The organism is Bartonella sp. AP7XZML, assembly GCF_042195745.1.
GTDB lineage: Bacteria > Pseudomonadota > Alphaproteobacteria > Rhizobiales > Rhizobiaceae > Bartonella.
Window position 1 is genome coordinate 56,785 of sequence record NZ_JBHIOT010000066.1, and the last position, 25,384, is coordinate 82,168.

At 37.9% G+C, this 25,384-nt stretch carries 20 protein-coding genes; 12 read left to right on the forward strand and 8 right to left on the reverse strand.

Going from position 1 to position 25,384, the window contains the following annotated elements:
• Window positions 1–15: 15 nt before the first annotated feature.
• Window positions 16–681, reverse strand: a complete 666-nt coding sequence (gene ccmB / locus ACFILT_RS04945; RefSeq protein ID WP_375678804.1) for a heme exporter protein CcmB — start codon at window positions 679–681, stop codon at window positions 16–18.
• 11 nt (window positions 682–692) lie between these two features.
• Window positions 693–1,304, reverse strand: coding sequence for a heme ABC exporter ATP-binding protein CcmA (gene ccmA / locus ACFILT_RS04950; protein ID WP_375611428.1), 612 nt, complete (start codon window positions 1,302–1,304; stop codon window positions 693–695).
• Window positions 1,305–1,599: 295 nt separating this feature from the next.
• Between ccmA and acnA the strand changes: the two genes are divergently transcribed.
• The 11 genes from acnA (at window position 1,600) to gpsA (ending at window position 15,801) form a co-directional block, all read left to right on the forward strand.
• Window positions 1,600–4,287 carry an aconitate hydratase AcnA gene (gene acnA / locus ACFILT_RS04955; RefSeq protein WP_375678802.1) on the forward strand — a complete coding sequence of 896 codons (2,688 nt, stop codon included), beginning with the start codon at window positions 1,600–1,602 and terminating at the stop codon, window positions 4,285–4,287.
• 237 nt (window positions 4,288–4,524) lie between these two features.
• Entirely contained in the window at window positions 4,525–4,791 is a 267-nt protein-coding gene (rpsT, locus tag ACFILT_RS04960) for a 30S ribosomal protein S20 (RefSeq protein ID WP_273790272.1), read from the forward strand.
• A 701-nt stretch (window positions 4,792–5,492) separates the two neighbouring features.
• Window positions 5,493–7,064: a chromosomal replication initiator protein DnaA gene (gene dnaA / locus ACFILT_RS04965; protein WP_375648581.1), complete on the forward strand. Its 1,572-nt coding sequence runs from the start codon at window positions 5,493–5,495 to the stop codon at window positions 7,062–7,064.
• Window positions 7,065–7,250: 186 nt separating this feature from the next.
• Window positions 7,251–8,372, forward strand: a complete 1,122-nt coding sequence (dnaN, locus tag ACFILT_RS04970) for a DNA polymerase III subunit beta (RefSeq protein ID WP_375678801.1) — start codon at window positions 7,251–7,253, stop codon at window positions 8,370–8,372.
• A 20-nt stretch (window positions 8,373–8,392) separates the two neighbouring features.
• Window positions 8,393–9,526 (forward strand): DNA replication/repair protein RecF, encoded by a 1,134-nt coding sequence (gene recF / locus ACFILT_RS04975; protein WP_375678800.1) that lies wholly within the window; start codon window positions 8,393–8,395, stop codon window positions 9,524–9,526.
• Window positions 9,527–9,579: 53 nt separating this feature from the next.
• Window positions 9,580–10,032 (forward strand): type II 3-dehydroquinate dehydratase, encoded by a 453-nt coding sequence (gene aroQ / locus ACFILT_RS04980; RefSeq protein ID WP_375611431.1) that lies wholly within the window; start codon window positions 9,580–9,582, stop codon window positions 10,030–10,032.
• A 130-nt stretch (window positions 10,033–10,162) separates the two neighbouring features.
• Entirely contained in the window at window positions 10,163–11,134 is a 972-nt protein-coding gene (cyoA, locus tag ACFILT_RS04985) for a ubiquinol oxidase subunit II (RefSeq protein WP_375611432.1), read from the forward strand.
• 76 nt (window positions 11,135–11,210) lie between these two features.
• On the forward strand, window positions 11,211–13,229 hold the full coding sequence (gene cyoB / locus ACFILT_RS04990) for a cytochrome o ubiquinol oxidase subunit I (RefSeq protein WP_375611433.1): 2,019 nt from the start codon (window positions 11,211–11,213) through the stop codon (window positions 13,227–13,229).
• The gene (locus ACFILT_RS04995) at window positions 13,226–13,894 is read left to right on the forward strand and encodes a cytochrome (ubi)quinol oxidase subunit III (RefSeq protein ID WP_375678799.1); all 669 of its coding nucleotides are present in this window, start codon (window positions 13,226–13,228) and stop codon (window positions 13,892–13,894) included. Before cyoB ends, ACFILT_RS04995 begins: the two co-directional genes overlap by 4 nt.
• Complete coding sequence (gene cyoD / locus ACFILT_RS05000; protein WP_375679681.1) at window positions 13,894–14,562, forward strand: cytochrome o ubiquinol oxidase subunit IV; 669 nt, start codon at window positions 13,894–13,896, stop codon at window positions 14,560–14,562. The genes ACFILT_RS04995 and cyoD overlap by 1 nt, the downstream gene beginning before the upstream one ends.
• 231 nt (window positions 14,563–14,793) lie before the next feature.
• Entirely contained in the window at window positions 14,794–15,801 is a 1,008-nt protein-coding gene (gene gpsA, locus ACFILT_RS05005; protein ID WP_375652409.1) for an NAD(P)H-dependent glycerol-3-phosphate dehydrogenase, read from the forward strand.
• A gap of 1,845 nt (window positions 15,802–17,646) precedes the next feature.
• On the opposite strand, the gene fabI is transcribed toward gpsA, so the two are convergent.
• From fabI to fabA, 3 genes are read right to left on the reverse strand one after another with little or no spacing between them, the layout of a single operon-like run.
• Window positions 17,647–18,465: an enoyl-ACP reductase FabI gene (gene fabI / locus ACFILT_RS05010; protein WP_375610038.1), complete on the reverse strand. Its 819-nt coding sequence runs from the start codon at window positions 18,463–18,465 to the stop codon at window positions 17,647–17,649.
• A gap of 48 nt (window positions 18,466–18,513) precedes the next feature.
• A complete protein-coding gene (gene fabB, locus ACFILT_RS05015) occupies window positions 18,514–19,734 on the reverse strand; it encodes a beta-ketoacyl-ACP synthase I (RefSeq protein ID WP_375679682.1) in 1,221 nt (406 codons plus the stop codon).
• A 57-nt stretch (window positions 19,735–19,791) separates the two neighbouring features.
• Entirely contained in the window at window positions 19,792–20,301 is a 510-nt protein-coding gene (gene fabA, locus ACFILT_RS05020) for a 3-hydroxyacyl-[acyl-carrier-protein] dehydratase FabA (protein WP_273722474.1), read from the reverse strand.
• A 231-nt stretch (window positions 20,302–20,532) separates the two neighbouring features.
• Between fabA and irrA the strand changes: the two genes are divergently transcribed.
• Window positions 20,533–21,045 carry an iron response transcriptional regulator IrrA gene (gene irrA / locus ACFILT_RS05025; RefSeq protein WP_375678796.1) on the forward strand — a complete coding sequence of 171 codons (513 nt, stop codon included), beginning with the start codon at window positions 20,533–20,535 and terminating at the stop codon, window positions 21,043–21,045.
• Window positions 21,046–21,091: 46 nt separating this feature from the next.
• Here the strand turns inward: irrA and ACFILT_RS05030 are convergent, their stop codons facing one another.
• The 3 genes from ACFILT_RS05030 to ACFILT_RS05040 form a co-directional block, all read right to left on the reverse strand.
• Window positions 21,092–21,652: an SH3 domain-containing protein gene (locus ACFILT_RS05030; protein ID WP_375652410.1), complete on the reverse strand. Its 561-nt coding sequence runs from the start codon at window positions 21,650–21,652 to the stop codon at window positions 21,092–21,094.
• 1,619 nt (window positions 21,653–23,271) lie between these two features.
• Entirely contained in the window at window positions 23,272–23,505 is a 234-nt protein-coding gene (gene rpsU, locus ACFILT_RS05035) for a 30S ribosomal protein S21 (RefSeq protein WP_012754552.1), read from the reverse strand.
• Between the two features lie 185 nt (window positions 23,506–23,690).
• Window positions 23,691–25,364, reverse strand: a complete 1,674-nt coding sequence (locus tag ACFILT_RS05040; protein ID WP_375679683.1) for a formate--tetrahydrofolate ligase — start codon at window positions 25,362–25,364, stop codon at window positions 23,691–23,693.
• Window positions 25,365–25,384: the final 20 nt, after the last annotated feature.

Consider the following 25,384-nt stretch of genomic DNA (forward strand, 5'->3'; position numbering starts at 1 on the left):
GGCAATCATCTTTTATTATTCTGATAAAAGTTTAAGCGTTATCGCAGCAACAAAAGAGCTAAAGAGACTCAAAAGAAGTGAAAAAGCGCTGAGAAGAGCTAGAGAAGTGAGAAAAGAGGTATTTGGGTTTATTGGGGCTGTAGCAGCGGAAACACCAAAAATCATAATTGGAATGATCCACGGCAAGATAATGATAAAAATAAGCAAAGTACTGTGCAACAATGAGGTTGCGAGTGCAGCGCCTATAGCACCAATAAAAATAATAGCTGGTGTTCCGCATAAAAGGGTAAGTATTGTTGTAAAAGTTATTACTACATCTAAATGGAGCATGAGGGCTAAAATAGGTGTGGCAAAAATAAGAGGAAGCATTGTTCCTACCCAATGGGCAAGACATTTTGTAAAGACAATTAGTGTAAAACTGTGTCTTTTTCCTGAAAGGATAAATTGGTCGAGATTACCATCATCGCGATCGATTTGGAAAAGTTTGTTCAGATTGAGGAGTCCTGCAAGAAGGGCTCCAAACCACAATATACCTGGTCCTATTTGTGCAAGAGTTTTGGGATCTGGTCCAATGGCAAAGGGGGTTATGACAACAACAGCGATAAAAAACAATAATCCTGTTAGTGAAGTGGCTTGTAGCGCTAATAATAGTTTAAGATCACGCCAGAACAGTGCTTTCATTTTATTCTCTCCTAGAGAGGTAAAAATTTTTCCAGAGCGATTTTATGGTTTTCTGGAATGCCTATGGAATTATGAGTTGCAGCGATAATCATACCACCTTGATTGAGATGACGCTGGAAAATACGAGCAAGGAGTTTTTGAGCATGGTTATCAAGCCCAGATATTGGTTCATCTAAAATCCAAAGAGGACGATAGGAGAGCAAAAGGCGAGCAATAGCTACGCGTCTTTGTTGTCCAGTTGACAGAGCGTTAAAGGGTAAATGTTCAAGATTAGAAAGACCAATATCGGCAAGAGCTTCATGCGCAAAACGTAAATGTTGACCGTAAAAATCTGCCCAAAATTGCAAATTATCAATGACAGATAAGAGAGGTTTCATAGCATTTTGAGGACCAAGATAATGACAAGCAGTTGCAACAGGGTATATTTGATCATGGTCTTTAAGTATTATATGACCTTCAGCAGCTTCAAGAAGACCGACAATGATTCGGAGTAATGTAGACTTTCCGATACCATTAGGACCGGTGATTGTCATAAGTTGCTGTGAAAATAAACAAAAAGAAAGACCTTGAAACAGAATTTCCTCGTTTCTGTAAGCGGCTAAATCTTTTCCTGATAACACCATGTGATTGCCTATTTTGTTTTTATTTTCATATTCTTTAATTGCATTATAGAATAAAAAACACATTTTTTATGCAATTGTACCTAGAATAGTTCTAGAAATAGTTCTATAAGGGATACCTTACATCAATATCTGGTGTAAAATGGTTTCTGGCGCTGATTTCCGCATTATGCCTAGAGGGTGGAGGGGAAATGGATGGCGGAGGTAATTGCGTCTGCGCTCAAGCTGCGACCTTGACTCGTAGTTTGTGTTGTTCATTCCTGGAAATTGGGTGGTTATAGTATGAGGGTGGACAGTCATGACTCAAATTGATAGCTTTAATTGTCGTAGAGTATTAAATGTTGGTGGCAAAGAATATACTTATTATAGCTTGATTGAAGCGGAGAAGAACGGACTTGAAGGTGTTTCTCGTTTACCGTTTTCGATGAAAGTTATTCTCGAAAATTTATTGCGATTCGAAGATGGTCGCACAGTTAAAAAAGAGGATATCTTCAATGTTGCTAAGTGGTTAAACGACAAAGGGAGCGCTGGGGCAGAAATTGCTTACCGTCCTGCACGTGTTCTTATGCAGGATTTTACAGGTGTTCCAGCAGTTGTTGATCTTTCTGCAATGCGTGATGCTATGGTTAAACTTGGCGGTAACGCTGAAAAAATCAATCCTCTCATTCCCGTTGATCTCATCATTGATCACTCAGTTATTGTTGATGCTTTTGGCAATTCCATGGCTTTTAAGGAAAACGTTGAGCATGAATATGAACGCAATGGTGAACGCTATCGTTTCCTTAAATGGGGGCAACAAGCCTTTCAAAATTTTCGCGTTGTTCCTCCAGGAACAGGGATTTGTCATCAGGTTAACTTAGAATATTTAGCACAATGTGTATGGATGAAGAATGAAGAGGGCTGTGAGACGATTTATCCTGACACCTGTGTGGGAACTGATTCGCATACGACTATGGTAAATGGTTTAGGGGTTTTAGGTTGGGGTGTTGGTGGTATTGAAGCAGAAGCAGCAATGTTAGGCCAACCTGTTTCTATGTTGTTACCTGAAGTGATTGGTTTTCGTCTAACAGGTAAACTTAAGGAAGGTGTAACAGCCACCGATCTCGTATTAACGGTGACCCAAATGCTACGTCGGAAGGGTGTTGTCGGTAAATTTGTTGAGTTTTTTGGTCCTGGTTTGGAGCATATGACGCTTGCTGATCGGGCAACGATTGGAAATATGGCACCTGAATATGGAGCAACGTGTGGTTTTTTCCCAATTGATAAGGAGACAGTGCGTTATCTCAATATGACAGGGCGTGATGAAAGTCGGATTGCCTTAGTGGAGGCTTACACCAAAGCACAAGGGATGTGGCATGATGAAATGGTGGCTCATCCCATTTTTAGTGATACAATTGAATTAGATATGGGAACCGTTGTCCCTTCTATGGCTGGTCCTAAACGTCCTGAAGGACGTATTGCATTGGAAAATGTTGGGCAGGGTTTTGAGAAGGCATTGGTCGAAGACTATAAGAAGACTTCTGGACAAGATAAGCGTTATCAGGTTGAGGGTGAAGAATATACGCTTGGTCACGGTGATGTGGTGATCGCTGCGATTACGTCGTGTACGAATACATCGAATCCAAGTGTTCTTATTGCAGCGGGTCTTTTGGCACGAAATGCTGTGGCAAAGGGTCTTAAGAGTAAGCCATGGGTAAAAACTTCTCTTGCACCTGGTTCACAAGTCGTTGAAGCTTACCTTCAAAATTCGGGTCTGCAAAAAGATTTAGATGCATTAGGATTTAACTTAGTAGGATTTGGGTGCACAACATGTATTGGTAATTCTGGTCCTTTGCATCCAGCTATTTCCAAAACGATTAATGACAATGGTATAATTGCATCTGCGGTTCTTTCAGGAAATCGTAATTTTGAAGGGCGTGTTTCCCCTGATGTGCAAGCGAATTATTTAGCTTCACCACCGTTAGTTGTTGCACATGCGCTCATCGGGACGGTGTGTAAAGATTTAACCAAGGAGCCTCTAGGTGAAGATTCAAATGGCCACCCCATTTATTTGAGAGATATTTGGCCAACTTCTCAAGAAATACAGGAGTTTATCGAAAAAAATGTCACGCGGAAGGTTTTTGCCGAAAAGTATGCAGATGTTTTTAAGGGAGATGAAAATTGGCAAAAAGTTCAGATTCCTACGGGTTCTACCTATTCTTGGGATGAGCAATCCACCTATGTACGCAATCCACCTTATTTCGATGATATGCAGAAAACACCTGATATCTTACCAGATATTAAAGATGCACGGATTTTAGGTTTATTTGGTGATAAAATCACGACGGATCATATTTCTCCTGCTGGTTCTATTAAAGCAGCTTCTCCTGCCGGAAAATATTTAATGGATCATGGTGTTAAAGTGGCTGATTTTAATCAGTATGGAACGCGTCGTGGGAATCATGAAGTTATGGTGCGTGGGACCTTTGCCAATATTCGCATTCGTAATTTCATGTTAGGGGAAAATGGTCGAGAAGGAGGTTATACGGTTCATTATCCGTCAGCGGCAGAACAAACCATTTACGATGCAGCAATGGCGTATAAACAAGAAGGTATTCCACTCGTTGTTTTTGCAGGTATTGAATATGGTAATGGATCATCTCGCGATTGGGCTGCCAAGGGGACCAATCTTCTTGGTGTCAAAGCAGTGATTGTGCAGTCTTTTGAAAGGATTCATCGCTCTAATCTTGTTGGTATGGGCATTGTCCCTTTTGTTTTTGAGGAGGGGCTAAGTTGGAAATCTTTAGGCTTAAAGGGAGATGAAAAGGTGACAATTGAAGGGATTCATAACTTGAAACCTCGTCAAAAGACTGTAGCGAAAATTACTTTTTCTGATGGTACGGTAAAAACCGTTCCATTATTATGCCGTGTTGATACTGAAGATGAGCTAGATTATTTGCATCATGGTGGAATTTTGCAATATGTCTTGCGTAAGTTAGCCGTTTAAATTCTTTTGTTTGTTAAGGAATATCTATTATTAAGCTATAAAGTTGCGGATCAAAGAGTTTGGCTTCGTTTTTTTATGGCTATCTTTGAAAATCTAATTGACGTTAGCTTTAGGATTGCGCTATAACCCACACGGTTATAGGCAGCTTTATAGTTTTGCTTGGGTTGGATTTATTTATATTGGTAGAGTTGTTATTGAGACTTATTTTACCAAGGTGTTGAAAGAGAGATTATATTTATGGCGAATACACCTTCTGCTCGAAAAGCGGTGCGCAAGGTTGCGGCGCGCACACAGGTTAATAAGGCCCGCCGTTCACGCGTTCGTACTTTTATACGTAAGTTTGATGATGCTTTAGCGGGTGGCGATAAGGCATCTGCAGAGATTGCATTTAAGAATTTTGAGCCTGAAATTATGCGTGCAGTTTCTAAAGGGGTTTTTCATAAAAATGCTGCTGCGAGGAAAGTATCGCGTTTAGCTAAACGTTTGAAGGCTCTCAGCGTTTAAGCTTTTCTCCTTTAATTGAGAACAAAGCCAGTATCCATGAGGATGCTGGCTTTTTGTTTATTATTTCAAAAAGTTTCTATTGAAAATAAGAATCGATAATGATTCTCCACTTGAAAAAGGAGAGAAAGTTTATAGGGGGAGGTATGGTTATCCACAAGCTTTGTGGATTTGTACAGAGTCTTTTTTGTCAAGCATTTTATTTTTTTTTTTAAATCTGAAGAGATTCTTTAATTATTGGTAAATTTAGAGAAAAAAAATGAATTGAATCAATATTTTTTTCAGTCCTCATTAATATAAGCATTTTTTTCGGGTTTTTTGATTTTATTTTGACCTCTTGCATTTTACCTCTGCTGTTTTGTATGGTTCTTATGAAGACTAAGAAGCATGAAGGGGTCACATCAGCGCATTATTCTGTATTTTGTTGAATACAAGATGTTTTGATTTAGGCTTTTCGAAACTTTTGTGTTGGAGAGGTTTTCTGACGGTTTTTTAGTTTTCTTAATGGATATGTTTACCATTTTAGAAGGGTGGGTCATATCATGAGTGCAAGTAAATCTTATTGGTCATCTTTGTTAGTGGGGTTGTGATGAGGCTATCCTAGGGGAGGGTGAGTAATCTTATTTGGGGTAGGGCGTTTTGCCTTCGCTAGATTTATTTTAGTTGTTTGGCAGGACAAAATTTTATTTTTATCAGGATGGAAGATGGTGGATAAATTGAACTCTAAAGCTAGTTCCTTTAAAAGGGTTTCGGTGAATATCCTGTCGGCAGAGAACATAATAAAGAATAGGATGACAGAGAGTGATGAGGACGTTTGTAGAAATGCTTCTATAGGGCATTCTATTGTTTCAGAGGAGGAAAGTGCGGCGGCTTTTATACGTGTTATGGCGCAATTAAAGGTGCAGGTTGGTGTTGAGGCTTATACCAGTTGGTTTGGACGTGTGAAGCTTGCTGAATATAGCCATACTCTTGTAAAGCTTTCTGTTCCTACAGCTTTTTTACGTTCATGGATTAATAATCACTATGGTTCTCTTTTGACTCATTTATGGAAACAAGAGAATTCAGCAATTCTTCGTGTTGAAGTTATTGTTCGTGGTATGGAACGCGTTTCAAGAGACGTCGTTTGTAAAAGAAGTGTTCCTTCTGCTGTGCTAGAGGAGCAAGCGACTTCATCTTTTGTTGAAAGTTGTGCAGAGCATTCAGTTAAGAGTTCTCAAACGGGAGTTTTTGGATCTCCACTTGATTCTCGCTATACTTTTGAAAGTTTTGTTGAGGGGGCTTCTAATCGTGTTGCTTTAGCAGCTGCGCGTTCCATTGCAGAGGGGCATAAAAGTGCTTTGCGTTTTAATCCTCTTTTTATTCACGCATCTGTTGGCTTAGGAAAAACACATTTGCTTCAAGCGATTGCTGCTTCTGCATTGAAGCGTTTAACGTCTGCGCGCGTTATTTATTTAACTGCTGAATATTTTATGTGGCGTTTTGCAACAGCTATTCGTGATAATGATGCTCTTTCTTTTAAAGAACAGCTTCGTGATATCGACCTTTTGATTATTGATGATATGCAGTTTTTGCAGGGTAAGTCGATACAACATGAGTTTTGCCATTTGCTTAATATGTTGCTTGATAGTGCAAAACAGGTTGTTGTCGCTGCAGATCGTCCACCAGCAGAATTAGAATCGCTTGATCTTCGCGTTCGCTCTCGTCTTCAGGGAGGGGTAGCTCTTGAAATTGAAGCACCAGATTATGAAATGCGTTTGCAAATGTTGCGCCAGCGGTTGAAGGTGGCACAACAAGATGATGGCATGGTATCAATTTCTGATGATATCTTGGAATATATTGCGAAAACGGTTTTAGGGTCGGGGCGTGATATTGAAGGTGCGTTTAATCAGCTCTTGTTTCGTCAATCTTTTGAGTCTGATTTATCTTTAGAGCGGATTGATGAGTTATTAGGTCATTTGACACGTCCTGGTGAACCTAAGCGTATTCGGATTGAAGAAATTCAGCGTACGGTAGCACGCCATTATAATGTTTCTAAACAGGACTTGTTATCTAATCGTCGAACACGTACGGTTGTGAAGCCACGGCAAGTTGCAATGTATTTAGCAAAAGTATTAACTCCTCGCTCATTACCAGAAATTGGGCGCCGTTTTGGTGGGCGTGATCATACAACAGTTTTACACGCTGTGCGTAAAATTGAAGATTTGGTTTGTGGTGATCAGACCTTGGCTAAGGAACTTGAGTTGCTTAAGCGGTTGATTGGAGAACAGGCTGTATAGTGTTTATCGTTTCTTTCTTTGGAGAGACTTTAAAGAATTTAATGAAAAGATTTATTTTTTCTTATGCAGGAGTGACTTGCCATTTTAAGAGAGGTTTAATAAACTCTAGCAGGCGATTCTCTAAAGGGATCTATTCTTTAATTCTAAGGAATTCTTATAGTTTTTAGTAAATCATACGGGGCTTTTATGCGTATTACAGTTGATCGCAGTCAATTTCTCAAGTCTCTTGGTCGGGTTCACCGTGTGGTAGAGCGCCGTAATACTGTTCCTATTTTATCGAATGTGTTGATTGATGCAGAAAATGGCCGTGTACAGTTAAAAGCAACAGACCTTGATTTAGAGGTTATGGAATCTTTTGCAGTTAATGTTAAACAAGCTGGAGCAACAACTGTTCCGGCACATTTGCTCTATGATATCATTCGAAAACTTCCTGATAGCAATGAAGTTGTATTATCCCTCGATGAGAATCAAGCAGGTACAATGTCCGTTGTTTCGGGTTGTGCACATTTTCAGCTTCAATGTCTTCCGAAGTCAGACTTTCCAGAGTCGCTTCCTGGGCAATTTGGTTATCGTTTTTCTTTATCGGCATCAGGCTTAAAACATTTACTTGATTGTACACAATTTGCCATTTCTACTGAAGAAACCCGTTATTATCTTAATGGTATTTATTTCCATATTATTAATGATGGTGTTTTGAAATTGCGTTTGGTTGCAACTGATGGTCATCGTTTGGCACAAGTTGAGATGGAAGCTCCTTCGGGAGTTGAGGGAATGCCTGGTGTTATTGTTCCCCGTAAAGCTGTAGGAGAATTGCAAAAACTTCTTTCAGAAGAAAATGATAGCGATGTATGTATAGAGCTTTCGGAGACAAAAATTCGTTTTTCTATAGGCTCTGTGATTTTTACATCAAAATTAATTGATGGAACATTTCCAGATTATCAACGTGTTATCCCTCTTGGAAATGATAAAGAATTAATTGTTAATAGGCAGGACTTTTCTTCTGCAGTTGATCGTGTTTCAACGATTTCAAGTGATCGGGGGCGTGCAGTTAAATTAACGATTGAGCATGGACAGTTAAGGCTTGTTGTTAATAGCCCAGATTCGGGCAGTGCAGAAGATCAATTATCAGTAACTTATGCATCTGAACCGCTTGAGATAGGATTTAATTCACGTTATCTTTTGGATATTGCTGGGCAGCTTTCAAGTGATGAGATGGTTTTTATGTTGGCTGAGGCTGGAGCACCAGCTCTGATTCGTGATAATGATGATGCGGATGTGCTCTATGTACTGATGCCTATTCGCGTTTAGGGGCAGTTGTTTTGCAATGCATGGCCAGTCATGTGCACAAAGTGGCAGTGAGGCAGCTGAAGCTTTTACGTTATCGCAATTATTCTTTTTTCAATATTCATTTTTCTGGTCAGCATGTGGTTTTTACTGGCCATAATGGTGCTGGTAAGACGAACCTTTTAGAGGCGTTATCTTTTCTTTCTCCTGGTCGTGGTTTGCGGCGTGCTGTTTATTCTGACGTTAGCTTTGTAGATGGTGATGGTGGAGGATTTGTTGTATTTGCGCGTCTTGAATGCGCTCTTTATGGTGAAGTAAAGATTGGTACAGCTTTTGAGGTTAGCGATAACAGTCGAAAGGTCCATATTAATGGTGTGAATGAGTCGAGTGATTGCCTAACAGATTATTGTCATATTAGTGTCCTAACACCGTCTATGGATGGTCTTTTTACAGGTCCTTCACTTGAGCGCCGTAGTTTTTTGGACCGTATGGTTTTGGCGATTGATCCCTTGCATAGGCGCCGCATAGCCGATTATGATAGAGCTATGCGCGCACGTAATCGTTTGTTTTTAGATGGAAATGAAGATTGTGCTTGGTTTGATGCTTTAGAAAAGCAAATGGCAGAATTGGCGACAGCTATTTCTGCGGCGCGTGTTGATGTTATTCGTCTTTTAAATGACATGTTTACACAAATGCCCTCACAGATACCTTTTCCACGAGCTTTTTTGCAAATTGATGGTTTTTTAGAAACAGCTCTTAGTGAAATATCAGCAACTGAAGTTGAAGAACAATTTTGTGATCGATTGCGGCATAATCGCGCAATGGATCGTGCTGCTGGTCGGACGTTAGAAGGACCACATCGTGCAGATTTGCAGGTTTTTTATGCTGATAAAAATAGAGCAGCAACATCTTGTTCAACAGGTGAACAAAAAGCGCTGCTAACAGGTTTAGTTTTGTGTCATGCACGTCTAACAGGTATGATGTCGGAAAGATCTCCCATTCTTCTTCTTGATGAAATGGCTGCCCATCTTGATTCGCATCGACGTGCTGCTCTATTTGATATTCTTGATGATTTAGCTGTACAAACATTTATGACAGGAACAGATCGTCTTTTATTTGATGACTTAAAAGGACGCGCAGAATTCTTTGAGATTAAGGATGGAGCTTTATTGCCGTAAAAACATGCTAAATATTTTTTAATAAGTGATAGGTCTGAAAGAAAAGGCTTGCTATGTCAGAGATAATAACGATTTTAAATGGTCCTAATTTAAATTTTCTAGGTCAACGTGAGCCAGAAATTTATGGAACTGAAACTCTAGAAGATATTGAAAAAAGATGCAGAGAATGGGCAAAAAAAAATGATATTATAATAAATTTTTATCAAAGTAACTATGAAGGGCAATTAGTGGCATGGATACAAGAAGCAATAGAGGCAAGTTCTGGATTGATCATTAACCCAGCGGCTTACAGTCATACATCTGTTGCACTTCTTGATGCCCTAAAAATGTTTTCAGGGCCGAAAGTAGAAGTTCATTTATCTCATATTTATCAGCGTGAAGCTTTTCGTCACCATTCTTATACATCTGCAGGTGTAGACGCTATCATAACTGGGTGTGGAGGTGATGGATATCGGTTTGCACTTGAGTATATTGCAAAACAATTAAGCAAAACAATTAAATTGTGATAGGTAAAGAGTAAGCGTTTAATAAGAGTAATATAGGCATTTAATTCTCTTGATAATTATTTTCAAATCTGTACAATGTGAGGTATATATTTATGACAGTTTTTAGTGCGTATGACGGGGGTAAATAGAGATGAAAAGCTTTGTTAGACAATTAGAAATGCTTGTGATTTTAGGGGGAGCACTGCTTTTGTCTGGTTGTAAAATTGATGTTATGCAGCCATCAGGTTATGTTGCACGTCAACAGCTCATTTTGATCGTTGTTTGTGTGGTGGTGATGCTTTGTATTGTTATCCCAGTTATGGTGAGTGTGGTATTTTTAGCTATAAAATATCGTGCATCGAATATGAAAGCGGACTATTCTCCTGATTGGGCACATTCAAATAAAATTGAAGCATTGATGTGGGGTATTCCAGTTGTAATTGTAATGGTTTTAGGTTCATTAACAGCTTATTATACCTATAAGCTTGAACCTACAAATCCTCTTCCAGTGGAAGTTGTAGGTGAAGGAAAGCCATTACAGATTGATGCTGTTGCTCTTGATTGGAAATGGCTTTTTATTTATCCTGAATACGGTGTTGCATCGATTAATGAGATTTATGCGCCTGAAGGACGTCAAGTTTTATTGCAATTGACGTCAGAGAATTCTGTCAATGCTTTTTGGGTTCCCAAATTGGGTACAGTTCTTTACGCTATGCCGCAGATGAATGCTAAGTTGCATTTGGTCGCTGAAGAGCAAGGAGTATTCAAAGGGGCCTCAGCAAATTATAGTGGTGATGGTTTTTCGGGTATGCGGTTTAAGTGGCATTCTGTGTCTTTGCAGGATTTTGAGGATTGGATTGTAAAAGCTCGGGCTAATGGTCGAGTACTTGATCGTTCATCTTATCGTCAACTTTCTATTGCGCCTCGTATGGGTGATATTGCTGCGAAGGAAAAAGATGCTGAAGTTCGTTATTTTGCACCTGTTGAGAAGCGGCTTTACTATCGTGTTGTTAATCGATGTGTCGATGAAAAGACGGTATGTAATGAAGATTTAATGAAACGTGCTGCTGCTCAGACGCTATGGGGTGCACTATGTTCAGTATTTGATCCTGATGTTATTTAACAGAGTCAATAAAGTAAAGAGCCCTTTTAACAAAGGTTTCTTTTAAACTTGAATTTCATTTGAAATGGGTTGAGAAATGTTTGGAAGACTTACAGATCCTACGGCAGGTGCTTTTCATGCGCTTGCACATGAACCGATCGTTTTGTATACATGTATTGCGATTGTTTTGGTTGGTTTAATTGCTGTTATTGCTCTAACAGTACTTGGGTGGTGGGGGATTCTATGGCGAAATTGGATTACAACGGTTGACCATAAACGCATAGGTATTATGTACATCGTTCTTGGAATTATTATGCTTGTTCGCGGTTTTGCGGATGCACTTATGATGCGAACGCATCAAGCTTTAGCTCTTGGGAGTGAAACAGCAGGTTATTTGCCCCCTGAGCATTTTGATCAAATTTTTTCGGCGCATGGTACGATCATGATTTTTTTCATGGCCACGCCTATTTTATTTGGTCTTTTTAATTATCTTATACCACTTCAAATTGGTGCGCGTGATGTTGCTTTTCCCTTTGCAAATAATCTAGGTTTTTGGATTACGGCTGCAGGGGCGATATTGATTAACATATCCCTAGGTGTTGGGAATTTTGGTCGTGGTGGTTGGTTGATGTATCCACCTTTTACAGAATTGCAAACGAGTCCAGATACAGGGGTAGATTATTATTTATGGTCACTTCAGCTTTCTGGTATTGCAACAACAATGGGATCAGTGAATTTTATTGCAACGATGATTAAAATGCGTGCTCCTGGAATGACAATGATGAGAATGCCTATTTTTTGTTGGAGTGCTTTTGTCAGCAATGTTCTTATTGTAGTCATTTATCCTGTTTTGGCTGTAGCATTTGCACTCTTGGCATGTGATCGTTATTTGAACATGAATTTCTTTACCAATGTTGGTGGCGGAAATCCGATGGTATGGATTAACTATGTTTGGGTTTTTGGTCATCCTGAGGTTTATGTTTTGGTTGTTCCTGCTTTTGGAATTGTTTCTGAAGTTGTATCAACTTTTTCTTCAAAACGCCTCTTTGGTTATACTTCAATGATATGGGCCATGTTGGTTATTTTGATTCTTTCGCTTCTTGTTTGGGGCCATCATTTCTTCACAATGGGTGGGGGTGAAGCTGTAAATACCTTCTTTAGTATTGCTACGATGATTATTGCAGTTCCAACCGGTGTAAAAGTTTTTAATTGGCTGCTTACGATGTATAGAGGTCGGATTCGCTTTGAGCCTCCTATGCTTTGGTGCATGGGTATGATCTTTACATTTGTTGGTGGTGGATTAACAGGTGTTTTATTATCTATTGTTCCTGCTGATTGGCAGTTTCATAATTCGCTCTTTTTGATAGCACATTTCCATCATACAATTATTGGAGGTGTGGTTTTTGCGTACTTAGCGGGGATTGCATTTTGGTTTCCAAAAGTTTTTGGTTATAAACCAAATCGCATACTAGGTATTACATCTTTTTGGTGTTGGTTTATTGGTTTTTACCTTGCCTTTTTCCCCGTTTATGCGCTTGGTTTAATGGGGGCGACGCGTCGTCTGCAGCATTACATGGAACCTAGTTGGCAGCCGATGTTTATTATTGCTGCATTGGGTGCTTGTATTATCTTACTTGGTATCCTTTGTTTTGTGCTACAGGTTGTTTTGGCGATTTGGTACGGTATTAAGCATAAAGGGCACTTACCGGTAACATTAAATGATTCTTGGGGTGATGCACGTACACTTGAATGGTTTACCTCTTCACCGCCTCCTTCTTATAATTTTGCCCTCCTTCCAAAGATACAGTCTGATGATGCTTATTGGAATATGAAGAAAAGTGGTTATCAACGGCCGACAAGTGGATTTACAAAAATTCATATGCCATCGAATACATCGGCTGGAATTATTGCTGGCTTCTTCTCATTAGTTGTTGGTTTTGCGCTTGTTTGGCATATTTGGTGGCTTGTTGCGGTTGGACTGGTTGGTTTTATTGCAACGCTTGTGTGTCATTCATTAACAGGTGATCATCATGGTTACTATATTCCAGCTGAAGAAGTGCAAAAAACTGAAGATGCCTTTACGGCTGTTCTTAAAGAACAAGGAGTGACAGTATGAGTGCTGTAACAATGAATAACGCGAGTACTATAGATGAACTTCACCACGATAGTAGCTCGGTAATGACGTTTGGTTTTTGGGTCTATATTCTTTCAGACTTAATCCTGTTTTCGACACTGTTTTCAAGTTTTGCTGTATTTTCTGCTTCTTATGGTGGTGGTAAAGCGGGCAGTGAGTTTATAGATTTAAAGTTTGTTTTGGTTGAGACTGCTTTCTTGTTGTTTTCGTCCGTCACTTATGGCTTTGCAATGGCACAAGCACATAAAAATAACATCAGTGGTGTGCGTTTATGGATGGCTATTACCTTTGTATTGGGATGTTGCTTCATTGGTATGGAACTTTACGAATTTCATGAACTTTTGAGTAAGGTTTTTTATTTCGATCCAAATGCTTATGCGGGTATTGATCCTGCAACAGGTTTACAGCTTTTTGGACGGGAAATTCTCTCTGCTTATTGGTCAGCATTTTTTGCTTTGGTTGGCACTCATGGACTTCACGTAAGTGTTGGCCTTCTTTGGATGGTTGTGATGTTTTTTCATCTTCGTCGTAATGGCTTGGATCAGAACAATAAAACACGTTTAGCATGTCTTTCCATTTTTTGGCATTTACTTGATATTGTATGGATTGGTGTTTTCACCATGGTTTATCTATTAGGAGCGTTGTGATGAGCGTGCAAAATGAAACACATGGTCCCAGTACTGGTTCCTATTTGGTTGGTTTTATTCTGGCTGTATTTTTCACTTTGGGTTCTTTTATTCCTGTGATGTATGGAATGATGGAAAGTTGGGCAATTAGTACAAAGGTTGCGTATCTTATTGGGATGGCGATTATTCAGATTATAGTACAAATTGTTTTCTTTTTGCACTTGAATTCTGGTCCAGACGCCAAGTGGAATTTAAGCGCGTTGTGGTTTGCTGCTATTTGCGTTTTTGTTATTATTGGGGGAACTTGGTGGGCTATTTCTCATTTGAATTATAATATGATGGGTGGTTCAGGACGTGTTATTGAACCGGAAATATCAAGTAGAGATGATTCTTCAGTGTCTGAGCAGTTATCAAACAAAGATATATCCGTAAGAAAACAGCCAGAAAAGATACAGGGCTCAGAGGTTTCGATGGAGCAAGGTGCAAGTACGCAAACTCCTGTAGATCAAGCACCTGGTTCAGAAATGCCTATGGAGCAAGGTGCAAGTACGCAAACTCCTGTAGATCAAGCACCTGGTTCAGAAATGCCTATGGGGCAGGGTCTAAGTACGCAAACTCCTGTAGATCAAGCACCTGGTTCAGAAATGCCCATGGAGCAAGATCCAAATACGCAGTTTCCTGTGGAGTAGTTGTTAGAAATATCTACGGAGCTGATGCGGCATGTATCAGCTTCGTAGAAGAAATTCGTAGGATATAAAGCAGGGATAAGTACAAGATATCAGTGGAATGAGTATCATTATTTTGAATATACTTTTAATTTAAAAGAGAAAGTCCGTGGGGTATTTAGTATAGCATTAAAATTATTTGTAATAATAATATGCAATTGAAATCAAAAATTTAGAGAATAATCAGAAAATTTAATGAAAACCGTTGCAATGACAGTTATAGGTGCTGGTTCTTTTGGTACTGCATTAGCGATAGCTCTTGCCCGTAATGGTCATAATGTTTTACTTTGGGGATATAGTCCTCAACATATCAAAGAATTACAGGAACAACGTTGTAATCAAGTATATTTACCCGATGTTCGATTTCCTGAAAATTTATTACTTGAAGCTTCCCTTGAAACTGCAATAACGGCAAGTCACAATATATTAATCGCTGTTCCAAGCCATGTATTTCATCAAGTTTTGTATAATATTCAGCCTTATTTAGATCAGCATTCACGCGTTATTTGGGCTACAAAAGGTTTAGAACATGGTACTGGACGTTTCTTACAAGAGGTTGCTCGTGAGATTTTAGGTGAAAAAATTCCTTTAGCTGTTTTTTCTGGACCAACTTTTGCGCAAGAACTAGCTATTGGTTGGCCTACTGCAATGACGATAGCAGCTTCTGATGTTGAGTTTGGTAAAGAATTGCAGCAACTTTTTCATTGTGACAAAACTTTTAGAGTTTATAAAAGTTCAGATATGATTGGTGTTCAATTAGGGGGGGCAGTCAAAAATGTTATTGCTATTGGTGCAGGAATATCAGATGGCATAGGTTTTGGGGCAAATGCACGAATAGCTCTTATCACACGAGGACTAGCTGAAATCAGTCGTTTAGGGGGGGCTATGGGTGCTGAGCTTTCCACATTTATGGGAATGACAGGCTTAGGTGATCTGGTTTTGACATGTACTGATAATCAGTCGCGTAATCGCCGTTTTGGAATACTTCTTGGTAAAGGAATAGATATAAAAGAAGCAGAAAAACAAATTGGTCAGGTTGTGGAAGGATACTTAAATACCAAGGAAGTATATACGTTGGCGCAGCGTATTGGGGTAGAAATGCCCATTGTAGAACAAATTTATCAAATTCTCTATTGTGGTAAAAATATAACTGAAGCGGCAAACACATTACTAAGCCGCGCCCTCAAGGACGAAATTCAATGATATCCTGTTTTTTAATAATTCCAATCGTAAAAAATAGAAACATGTTATGATAGACATATAAAATAGATTTTATTGATGGTTGTATAAGGCGGTCATATTCCAGAAAATTATAGATTCATATCATTCGATTCTTTATGAAACATGGCTGAAATATAAAAGTTTTGGCTTTTGTCTCAGAGCTATCTCTTTGAAGATAAATTATCGTTTCCACTTACACATGTTTATGTAATGTAATGAACAAGATATTTTTATTGTCTCTTAAATTCATCTCACAATGATATTTGCAAACAGAATAGTACAAGACTCATTAGGTAGAAGCATCTTATTTATGTAACGTATAAGCTAAGAATATCGGGGCAGGGATATTGTGAATCTCTGTTTTTGTAATTCTTTAAAACAAGAAGAGAATCTAATTTGGGAAGAAGATGAAATTTTAAAGCTGAAAATCTGTTCCCATTTCTACAATCATTTTTAAATTCAGTTTTACGCTATCTAAAGCAATATCTTTTAAATAATGGAGATTATCTCACACCTTTATTTTTCTCATTTTCTAATGAAAGCATTTCTCTGATGTGTCAGGTAAAATAGAACGTCCCAAAAAACACGATTGCTGTTATATATTCACGTGCTTGTTTTAAAGAGACCTCTCTTAAAAATCCTAAGTCCAATTTGCGACGGTGACCGTGAATAGTGTAACCGATAAAGCTATTGTGCACATCCCCATCTTTATGTTTATGAAGGAGGAAGACGAGCATCATTACACCCCCAAATGTTGTGAGACAGCTCTTGGCACTTGAAGCTGTTCAGTAGAGATATTTAAGCCTTTTATTTTCTCACATGTCAATTCTGTTTTTTATATGCAAGAAATGATTTTTGGAATTATAACTTTGAAAGTCTAAGATTGAAAAAATGTTATTGTACTTGTTTATGGCTGTCATTTAAACTGAAAAATAATGTGATTATAAAGATAAAAAATTGATTTATATAAATGATTCATTTTATTTTTGTATTGAGTTAATTAAAAATATATGTTTGCTTGTCACAAGCGGGTTAGTATGTGGATAAAAATTATTAAAGATACTTCTAATGAATCATCTCAAGTGTCAAGGGTTGTTTCAATATTAGAACATGGCAAGTAAAATGACGGTGTCGGTTTGTCATCTGTATAAACATTAAAATGGTGGTAAAAAAAGGATTTTATGTACTTCACAAGGATTTTTTATACGTTCTACAGGTACCATTGTGAAATGGAATGGCGTGCATTGAGAGATATCTTTAAAAAATGCATGAAGGAGAAACAGCTATAGTGTTTTTGGGTGTTCTATTTTACCTGACACATCAGAGCAATGCTTTCATTAAAGAACAATAGTAAGATTAATGATTGATTTCTTTACGCCTTCATATTCATCCTAAATTAGATTGTATTTGCGTTTCAAGAATAAATCAAACGGTAGGAATATTTTTTCAATTTGCTACACAAAAGCTGAAACTAAGGGTTTTAATAATTCTCTAATCTCTGTTTCAAACTGCGGTGGCATGAGGGTTGGATATTGATTTATAAGCAATGGCAAAAGCGTATGCTTTAGTAAGGTAAATAACGTCATAAAATACACACTTTATCAACCATGGATTGAAGAAATATTCCGGCTTTTATAAAATATTTTGCGAAACAAGGCATCGTACATCTGGTTTTGTATTGACTTATTCTTACAAACATTTGCACATATTCCTTACGTCATATTATTATAAGTCAATACACTATTATATAGCTGAGAAAGTACTCAATACCCGATTAAAGCACTATGTACATGATTGATTTTCTTTTTTAGTGCAATGAAACAAATTTTATTCTTCTTGGGAATCGTCACTTTTTTTCAGTTCTTCAAGTATTGGCATAGACATGATGTTATAGCCTGAATCAACATAATGGATTTCACCTGTAACACCTGATGATAAGTCAGAGAGTAGATAAAGAGCAGATTTTCCAATTTCATGAATATCTACGGTACGCCGTAATGGGGCATTACGGCGTTGATGTGAAAATATTGCCCGTGCAGCTGCAATACCATTACCTGCTAAAGTTCTAACAGGACCAGCGGAAATCGCATTGACACGAATATTTTGAGGACCAAAGTCCGCTGCTAAATAACGTACCATAGCTTCTAAAGCTGCTTTAGCAACACCCATGATGTTATAATTAGGCACAACTTGCTGTGAAGCACCATAGGTAAGAGTTAAAAGTGTTCCTCCATTGGGCATAAGCTTACCCGCGCGCTGGGCAATTTCAGTAAAGGAATAAGCTGAAATAACCATCGTGCGTTGAAAGTTTTCACGTGTTGTAACATCAACGTAACGCCCTTTTAGCTGAGTTTTATCTGAAAAACCAATGGCATGGACAATAAAATCAATTGTTTTCCATTCTTTTTCAAGTTGCTCAAAGACGTAATCAATATTTTCACTTTTTTCAACGTCACACTCTAGCACTAATTTGCAGCCAAGTTTATCTGCTAGGGGATGAACACGTTTTCCAAAAGCATTTCCTTGATAAGTCAACGCTAATTCCGCTCCTGCTTGTGCGAGCTGACAGGCAATGCCCCAAGCAATTGAATGGTCATTCGCAATTCCCATAATAAGGCCGCGTTTGCCCTCCATCAAACCTTTCATATTATTCTCCGTAAGACCGTACTTTTTTCAATTACTAAGAGCTTTTGTTTATACATAACGTTGGAAAACAAGCGTTGCATTGGTACCGCCAAAGCCAAAAGTATTCGACAATACGGTATTCAGTTGTTGATGATCACGTCGTTCACGAACGATTGGTATATCAGCAAAAGCTGGATCAAGTTCTTCAATATGGGCACTTTCACAAATAAAATTATGATTCATCATTAACAATGTATAGATTGCTTCGTGAACACCTGCTGCTCCCAAGGAATGTCCTGTTAGAGACTTGGTAGCGGAAATGGGGGGGCATTGATCACCTGCTCCAAAGACACGACGGATAGCTTCTATCTCAGGAGGATCACCAACAGGAGTTGCTGTCGCATGGGGATTGATATAATCAATTTTATTATCGACTGTTGCAAGGGCCATGCGCATGCATCGTTCTGCTCCCTCTCCTGATGGGGCAACCATATCATGTCCATCGGATGTCGCACCGTATCCAACGATTTCTCCGTAGATTTTTGCACCACGTGCTTTAGCAAGTTCTAAATCTTCAAGGACTAAAACGCCAGCACCTCCAGCAATGACAAAACCATCACGATTAACATCATAAGCACGTGAAGCTTTGTGAGGAATGTCATTATATCTGCTGGACATAGCGCCCATGGCATCGAATAAAACAGATAGTGTCCAATCCAAATCTTCGCAGCCACCGGCAAAGATGCGCTTCTGTTTACCATATTGTATCATTTCGTAAGCATTACCAATACAATGATTGGAGGTAGCACAAGCTGAAGAGATTGAATAATTGATCCCCTTTATTTTAAAGAAAGTTGCTAATGTTGCAGATGCTGTGGAACTCATCGCTTTAGGGACAACAAAAGGTCCAACACGTTTTGGACCTTTTTGGCGTGTAATGTCAGCAGCTTCTACGATTGAATGTGTTGAAGCACCTCCAGAACCCATAATAATACCCGTGTGTTCGTTCGATACTTCATGCGGTTCTAGACCCGCATCAGCAATTGCTTGATCCATGGCGATGTGATTCCATGCTGTTCCACGCCCATGAAAACGTAGAGCACGTCGATCTACGAGTTCTTCTATATTAATATCGGGCTTGCCATAAACTCTGCTACGAAAGCCTAATTCAGCATATTGAGGTGCGTAAGAAATTCCGGATTTTGCTTCACGTAAACTGGTTAAAACAGCTCCAGGGTTATTTCCAATTGCGGAGACAATTCCCATTCCGGTTACAACAACTCGACGCATTCATACCTCCTCGTTCCATACAGAATAGTGAAAAGTTCTTTCTGACGGAAATAACGTTCAATCTTCTTTGAATAAAGCAACGCGTAAATCGTTCGCCTTATAAATAGTCTCTCCATCTGCTTTTAGCCACCCATCAGCTATTCCTAAGACTAAATTTCCACGTCGAATACGCTTAAAATCTATTTCATATTCAAGAATTTTGGTTTGTGGAGTTACCATCCCTGATAACTTTACTTCACCTGTTGATATTGCTCTTCCTTTGCCTGGTTCGCCTAGCCAACCAAGAAAAAAACCTGTTAATTGCCACATACCATCCAGTCCGAGACATCCTGGCATGACGGGATCGCCTATAAAGTGACAATTAAAGAACCACATGTCTGGTGTAATGTCAAATTCGGCGCGAACCATTCCTTTATCGTATTTACCATCAGTTTCACTAATTTGAGTGATTCGATGAATCATTAACATTGGCGGTGCTGGCAATTGCGCATTACCTCTACCAAACATTTCGCCGCGAGCGCAGCTTAGAAGCTCTTCATAAGTGTAGCGAGACTTTTGTTCAGCCATTGTTACTCCATTTATTTGCATATATCTTTATTTCTGCGCTTTTCCCAACCTACTTTTAGAGCAAATTTTAAAGAGAGGGAAATGATTTTATATCATTTTTAATGACAAAAGCCTTTTTTTATGTATTCTACATAGGTAATTATTTAAAAATGGAATACAAGATTACACCATACTATTCCCATTTTTTTGTATTTTGATCTTATTTAGTAGGAATATATTTGGGTTTGTAATATGTCAGTGAGTGCAGACAATTTAGATATGAATGAAGAGCAGCAGTTCACAAAAGAGTGTGGAAAAATTGTGCAATATTATTCCATTTCTATGTTAGAAAAACGTTTGCGTCAAAATGGTCTGCGTCCAACACGTCAGCGGTTGGAACTTGCACATATGATTTTTTCTCAAGGAAATCGTCATATTACTGCTGAAGAGCTCTATGAGGAAGCGGTGAGGGTAGGTGTACCTGTATCTTTAGCAACGGTTTATAATACGCTTCATCAATTTACGGAAGCGGGATTATTACGGATTATTGCCGTAGAAGGCTCAAAAACTTGGTTTGATACCAATACCTCTGATCACTACCATTTTTATATAGAAGGCGAAAATCGTATTCTTGATATTCCTTATAATTTGGAAGAAGCTCCCATTATTAAAAATTTGCCTAAGCCACCAGAAGGTATGGAAATTTCACATGTTGATTTAATCGTGCGATTGAAACCAAAAAATCAATCTTGTGATAGGCAGTGAGGATATTTAATGAGGAATAAAAATTAAACTTGTTGAGTTTGAGTATTCACCAACCTTTTACTTTTTCATCAGGATAGATTCCCCATAACTGGGGTTGCTGAAGCCATCCGCGCGTATTATTAATGTTTAGTTCGCACCATTGTCCATCACATTGGCGGATGTTACCAATGACGTTAGGTTCTACTTCCGCCACAAGTTCTGCGTTGTCGGTGGGGTTTTTTCGTAGCATCAGCCTTTTTGTTTTATCTTTTTGCCATGGAATAGTTATAGCAGTTCGCTTTCCCGATAAAAGCGATTGATACACCCATCCCTCATCGCCTTCTGCATCACGAATTTTGCGCCATTGATCATATTCTTGAATGATTTCAATAGGTAAGCCCTTCTTTTTGTAGGTGAAAATGATAGAATAGTTGCTTCCTGGTCCGACGCGTACATTAACGCTGGTGGGTTTAATCGAAGCAAATCGCGGAAGTGGTAAACCACTGGGCCCTAAATTTTGATTAAATGTTTGTGCATGCAACAAATGAGGTGAACCCAATACAATGACTGTTGCTATTAAGATACATGATATGAGTATTGAAACGCGAAACCAACGAGAATTTTGCACACCGAACTCCTTTATTTCGTCATATATTGGAAATTTAAAATCTGAAAGATAAGACTGGAAACTGATAAAAAGTATGACACATTGCTCGTTAAAGAGATCTAAACGATGAAAAAATTGCTACAAAAATATCAAAATAAGGAAAACAAAAGGTTTGTATTTCTTAGTGCTTATCTTGTTTATGAGGGGGTAGATATAAATAAACATTAGATTTTTATGTAGCTGTAAGCGTGATAAAACAGTAAAGTATATTGGAGCCATAGGCAGTTTTTGTACAGGAAATTAGGGCTAAAGTATTGCATCTCTTTTTTGAGTTTGTTTCTCAAAGTAAAAGTGCATGTATGCATACTATGAACAAAGAGCTGTTCAGAAAGGGATTATTGTGTGGCTTGAAAAGAAGTTTTGAATGAACAAAATAATACGATAAATAAAACATTTAAGCGTAAAAATATGAGCAACATTTATAGAGTAGATTGATATATGAAGGGCTAATTTTAACAGGATACTTTTTCGTGATAATTCATTTATAAAATTTGCTACACTCTAATCTTATGCCATGATAATGCTTATCCGTATGGTAGATAAGCTGGCTTCATCGTTCTATTTACCAGCTTTCAATGTTATGCAGTTCCTATTATTTATGGTATTCATAAGAAGCATTTTTGTTTTTTCTTAAATAGCTTTTATTCTATTTGCGTACGAATCCCGCTTATGATGTACAAGAAGATAATCTTGATTGATTCAATATGAGAAAGTGTTGAGAAACTTTACGTTATTCAGAATTATTACTTAATATGAAAAACGATTACTTATAATAACAAATCTCCGCGTTAAAAACCTTAACTCGTTATTTAAATTTTAAAAACATTTCCATCAAAAATGGTAATAAAAGGCACATTCATCCATATTAAAACACAGTGTTTTCTCTGTTTATTGTCAATTTTCTTTTTCTCTAACTCAGTATAGAAGAAAGTTGAATGAAATAGAAAGGCTTATTCGATACACTGATGAGGGTAATTACATAAGTGATGAATAGAAGAAATTTATCAAGAAAAAAGAATCTATAGTGCAGTGGTTGAAATTCGTCATCCTTTAGAGAGACAGAATCAAGAGATATAAAAAGTTATGGAATTATATCGTTTCGTTACATAACTGAAGGGAAAGAGGATTATGAATTTGATATTATATTTTACACACAATCGCATATTGCGATAGTTATTTTTGTTTTGTAATCAGACCTAGGATGATCGAAAGATGTAGAATATTTAATGACAAAAAGAAATTCATCATGAAATTTGCACATAAGAAGCAGTGATGTAAGAGATATCCAGAAGGAGAAAATTATAGCGAAAAGTGATAATAAAACACCCCGCACTCAATTTACATAGGAAAAAGTCGCTTAAATATCTCAAGTGTAGTTTGTTATCTATTTTTAAAATATAAGAGTGAAATAAAAACCACCTCTATGATAGAAACCTTATTATTTTCAAATAACTAACATATTAGATAACATTGTACATAAAAACCTACACAAGCAATTCATCGCAATTGCCTATGAAGATAAAATTTTCTAGTAGCTTACTATCTATTGCTTATGCAATTATATAATATCATAAAGTATATTACTTTACCGCAACAGTTCGTCCGTTACTAACAAAACCTTCTCTTTGTGCACGCTTACGAGCAAGCTTGCGTGTACGACGAATAGCTTCAGCTTTTTCACGAGCACGCTTCTCAGATGGCTTCTCATAATAACTACGCATTTTCATTTCACGGAAGATACCTTCACGCTGCATCTTTTTTTTCAACGCGCGGAGCGCTTGATCAACATTATTATCACGAACGAGTACTTGCACTATTTATCCTGCTTTTTTCAGTGTCACAAATAATAGGAAAACCTACGTCCTTTTAAAGGCATATCCAAAAGGACAGAAACTTATATCATATAAATAAGACATTTGTCTATATCGCTTTTAAAAATTCTATTTTTTTTGTAATAAAATGCTTTTTATAATGAATGATAGATTTCATGATTATAAACTTATGAAAGTCCTTGTATTTGATCATTTTCGTCAAGATGAATTTTTTCAGCCGTGGGATAATGGGGTAGTCCCGGCATGGTCATAACATCTCCACAAATGACAACAATAAAACCGGCTCCTGCACAGAGATGAACTTCTCGTATGGGAATTTCAAAATCAACAGGAGCACCGTATTGCTTGGGATCAGAAGAAAAAGAATAAGGTGTTTTTGCCATACAAATAGGGTAGACGCCAAAACCTTCTTTTTCCCAAGTTTCAAGTTGTTTGAGAATAGGGGCTGAGATAATGGCACCACGTCCACCGTATAGCTTTGTTATAATACAATTAATTTTTTGAACGAGGGGAATATCATCTTGATAGAGAACTTTAAAATCAGAATCGTGCTTTTCAATCAAGGTAACGAGTTCTTGTGCAAGTTCTATAGCGCCTTTTCCACCTTGTTCCCAATGCTTACAGATAATAGCTTTGTGTCCAGTTGTTGCAACTATTTTTTGTAATGTTTTTATTTCAGCATCGCTATCGCTGTCAAAATGATTGATAGCCACAACACAAGAAATACCGTAGTGCTTCATATTTTCTATGTGTCGTAAAAGATTGGCAGCTCCTTTTTCTAAAGCGGTGATATTTTCTTCTGTCAGGTTATTTTTATCCAGACCACCATTCATTTTTAATGCACGAATAGTTGCGACGATCACTGTAGCATTTGGTACAATACCTGCTTGCCTACATTTGATATTGAAGAACTTTTCTGCTCCAAGATCTGCTCCAAACCCTGCTTCTGTGACAACATAATCAGCAAGTTTTAAAGCAGTTTTTGTTGCTATAACTGAATTGCAACCATGAGCAATGTTGGCAAAAGGTCCTCCATGAACGAGAACAGGATTATTTTCAATTGTCTGTACGAGATTGGGTTGTATAGCATCTTTGAGAAGAACTGCCATTGCACCTTCCGCATTGAGATCAGCAACGGTGATGGGCGTTTTATCATAACGATAAGCAACAATAATTTTTTTGAGTCTTTGTGTAAGGTTTTCTAAATTTTCAGAGAGACAAAGAAGCGCCATAATTTCTGATGCAACAGTAATATCAAAACCTGTTTGACGTGGAAAACCATTTGTTATGCCCCCCAATGAAATGACAATATCGCGCAATACACGGTCATTCATATCAAGAACGCGTTTCCAAACAATGCGACGTGGATCAATGTTTAGAGTATTTCCCCAATAAAGATGATTATCTATCATTGCGGCAAGAAGATTATGAGCAGATGTAATAGCATGAAAATCACCGGTAAAATGTAAATTAAGGTCATCCATTGGAATGACTTGCGCATAACCACCACCAGCAGCACCACCTTTTACACCAAAACAGGGACCTAAAGATGGTTCTCTCAAGGTAGCTATTGTTTTTTTACCAATAAGATTAAGAGCATCACTTAGTCCAACTGTTGTTGTTGTTTTGCCTTCTCCGGCAGGTGTGGGATTGATAGCTGTGACAAGGATAAGTTTACCATCTGGATTTTTATTAAGCGATTTTATGTATTCAGAAGAAATTTTAGCTTTATCATGACCATAGGGAATGAGATTTTCATGTGAAATACCAATTTTTTGTGCAATTTCAATAATATGTTGCTTTTTAGCAGTGCGAGCAATTTCAATATCAGTTTTAGGCATGGAAAAATTCTTTAAATTCA

Bases quoted from the DNA above. Each gene is read 5' to 3' on its own strand.
- acnA (WP_375678802.1), top strand. From the start codon at position 1,600: ATGACTCAAATTGATAGCTTTAATTGTCGTAGAGTATTAAATGTTGGT.
- cyoD (WP_375679681.1), top strand. From the start codon at position 13,894: ATGAGCGTGCAAAATGAAACACATGGTCCCAGTACTGGTTCCTATTTG.
- fabI (WP_375610038.1), bottom strand. From the start codon at position 18,465: ATGAAAGGTTTGATGGAGGGCAAACGCGGCCTTATTATGGGAATTGCG.
- ACFILT_RS04995 (WP_375678799.1), top strand. From the start codon at position 13,226: ATGAGTGCTGTAACAATGAATAACGCGAGTACTATAGATGAACTTCAC.
- ccmB (WP_375678804.1), bottom strand. From the start codon at position 681: ATGAAAGCACTGTTCTGGCGTGATCTTAAACTATTATTAGCGCTACAA.
- aroQ (WP_375611431.1), top strand. From the start codon at position 9,580: ATGTCAGAGATAATAACGATTTTAAATGGTCCTAATTTAAATTTTCTA.
- dnaA (WP_375648581.1), top strand. From the start codon at position 5,493: ATGGTGGATAAATTGAACTCTAAAGCTAGTTCCTTTAAAAGGGTTTCG.
- ACFILT_RS05040 (WP_375679683.1), bottom strand. From the start codon at position 25,364: ATGCCTAAAACTGATATTGAAATTGCTCGCACTGCTAAAAAGCAACAT.
- irrA (WP_375678796.1), top strand. From the start codon at position 20,533: ATGTCAGTGAGTGCAGACAATTTAGATATGAATGAAGAGCAGCAGTTC.
- ccmA (WP_375611428.1), bottom strand. From the start codon at position 1,304: ATGGTGTTATCAGGAAAAGATTTAGCCGCTTACAGAAACGAGGAAATT.
- recF (WP_375678800.1), top strand. From the start codon at position 8,393: ATGGCCAGTCATGTGCACAAAGTGGCAGTGAGGCAGCTGAAGCTTTTA.
- cyoA (WP_375611432.1), top strand. From the start codon at position 10,163: ATGAAAAGCTTTGTTAGACAATTAGAAATGCTTGTGATTTTAGGGGGA.
- cyoB (WP_375611433.1), top strand. From the start codon at position 11,211: ATGTTTGGAAGACTTACAGATCCTACGGCAGGTGCTTTTCATGCGCTT.
- fabB (WP_375679682.1), bottom strand. From the start codon at position 19,734: ATGCGTCGAGTTGTTGTAACCGGAATGGGAATTGTCTCCGCAATTGGA.
- fabA (WP_273722474.1), bottom strand. From the start codon at position 20,301: ATGGCTGAACAAAAGTCTCGCTACACTTATGAAGAGCTTCTAAGCTGC.
- gpsA (WP_375652409.1), top strand. From the start codon at position 14,794: ATGAAAACCGTTGCAATGACAGTTATAGGTGCTGGTTCTTTTGGTACT.
- rpsT (WP_273790272.1), top strand. From the start codon at position 4,525: ATGGCGAATACACCTTCTGCTCGAAAAGCGGTGCGCAAGGTTGCGGCG.
- dnaN (WP_375678801.1), top strand. From the start codon at position 7,251: ATGCGTATTACAGTTGATCGCAGTCAATTTCTCAAGTCTCTTGGTCGG.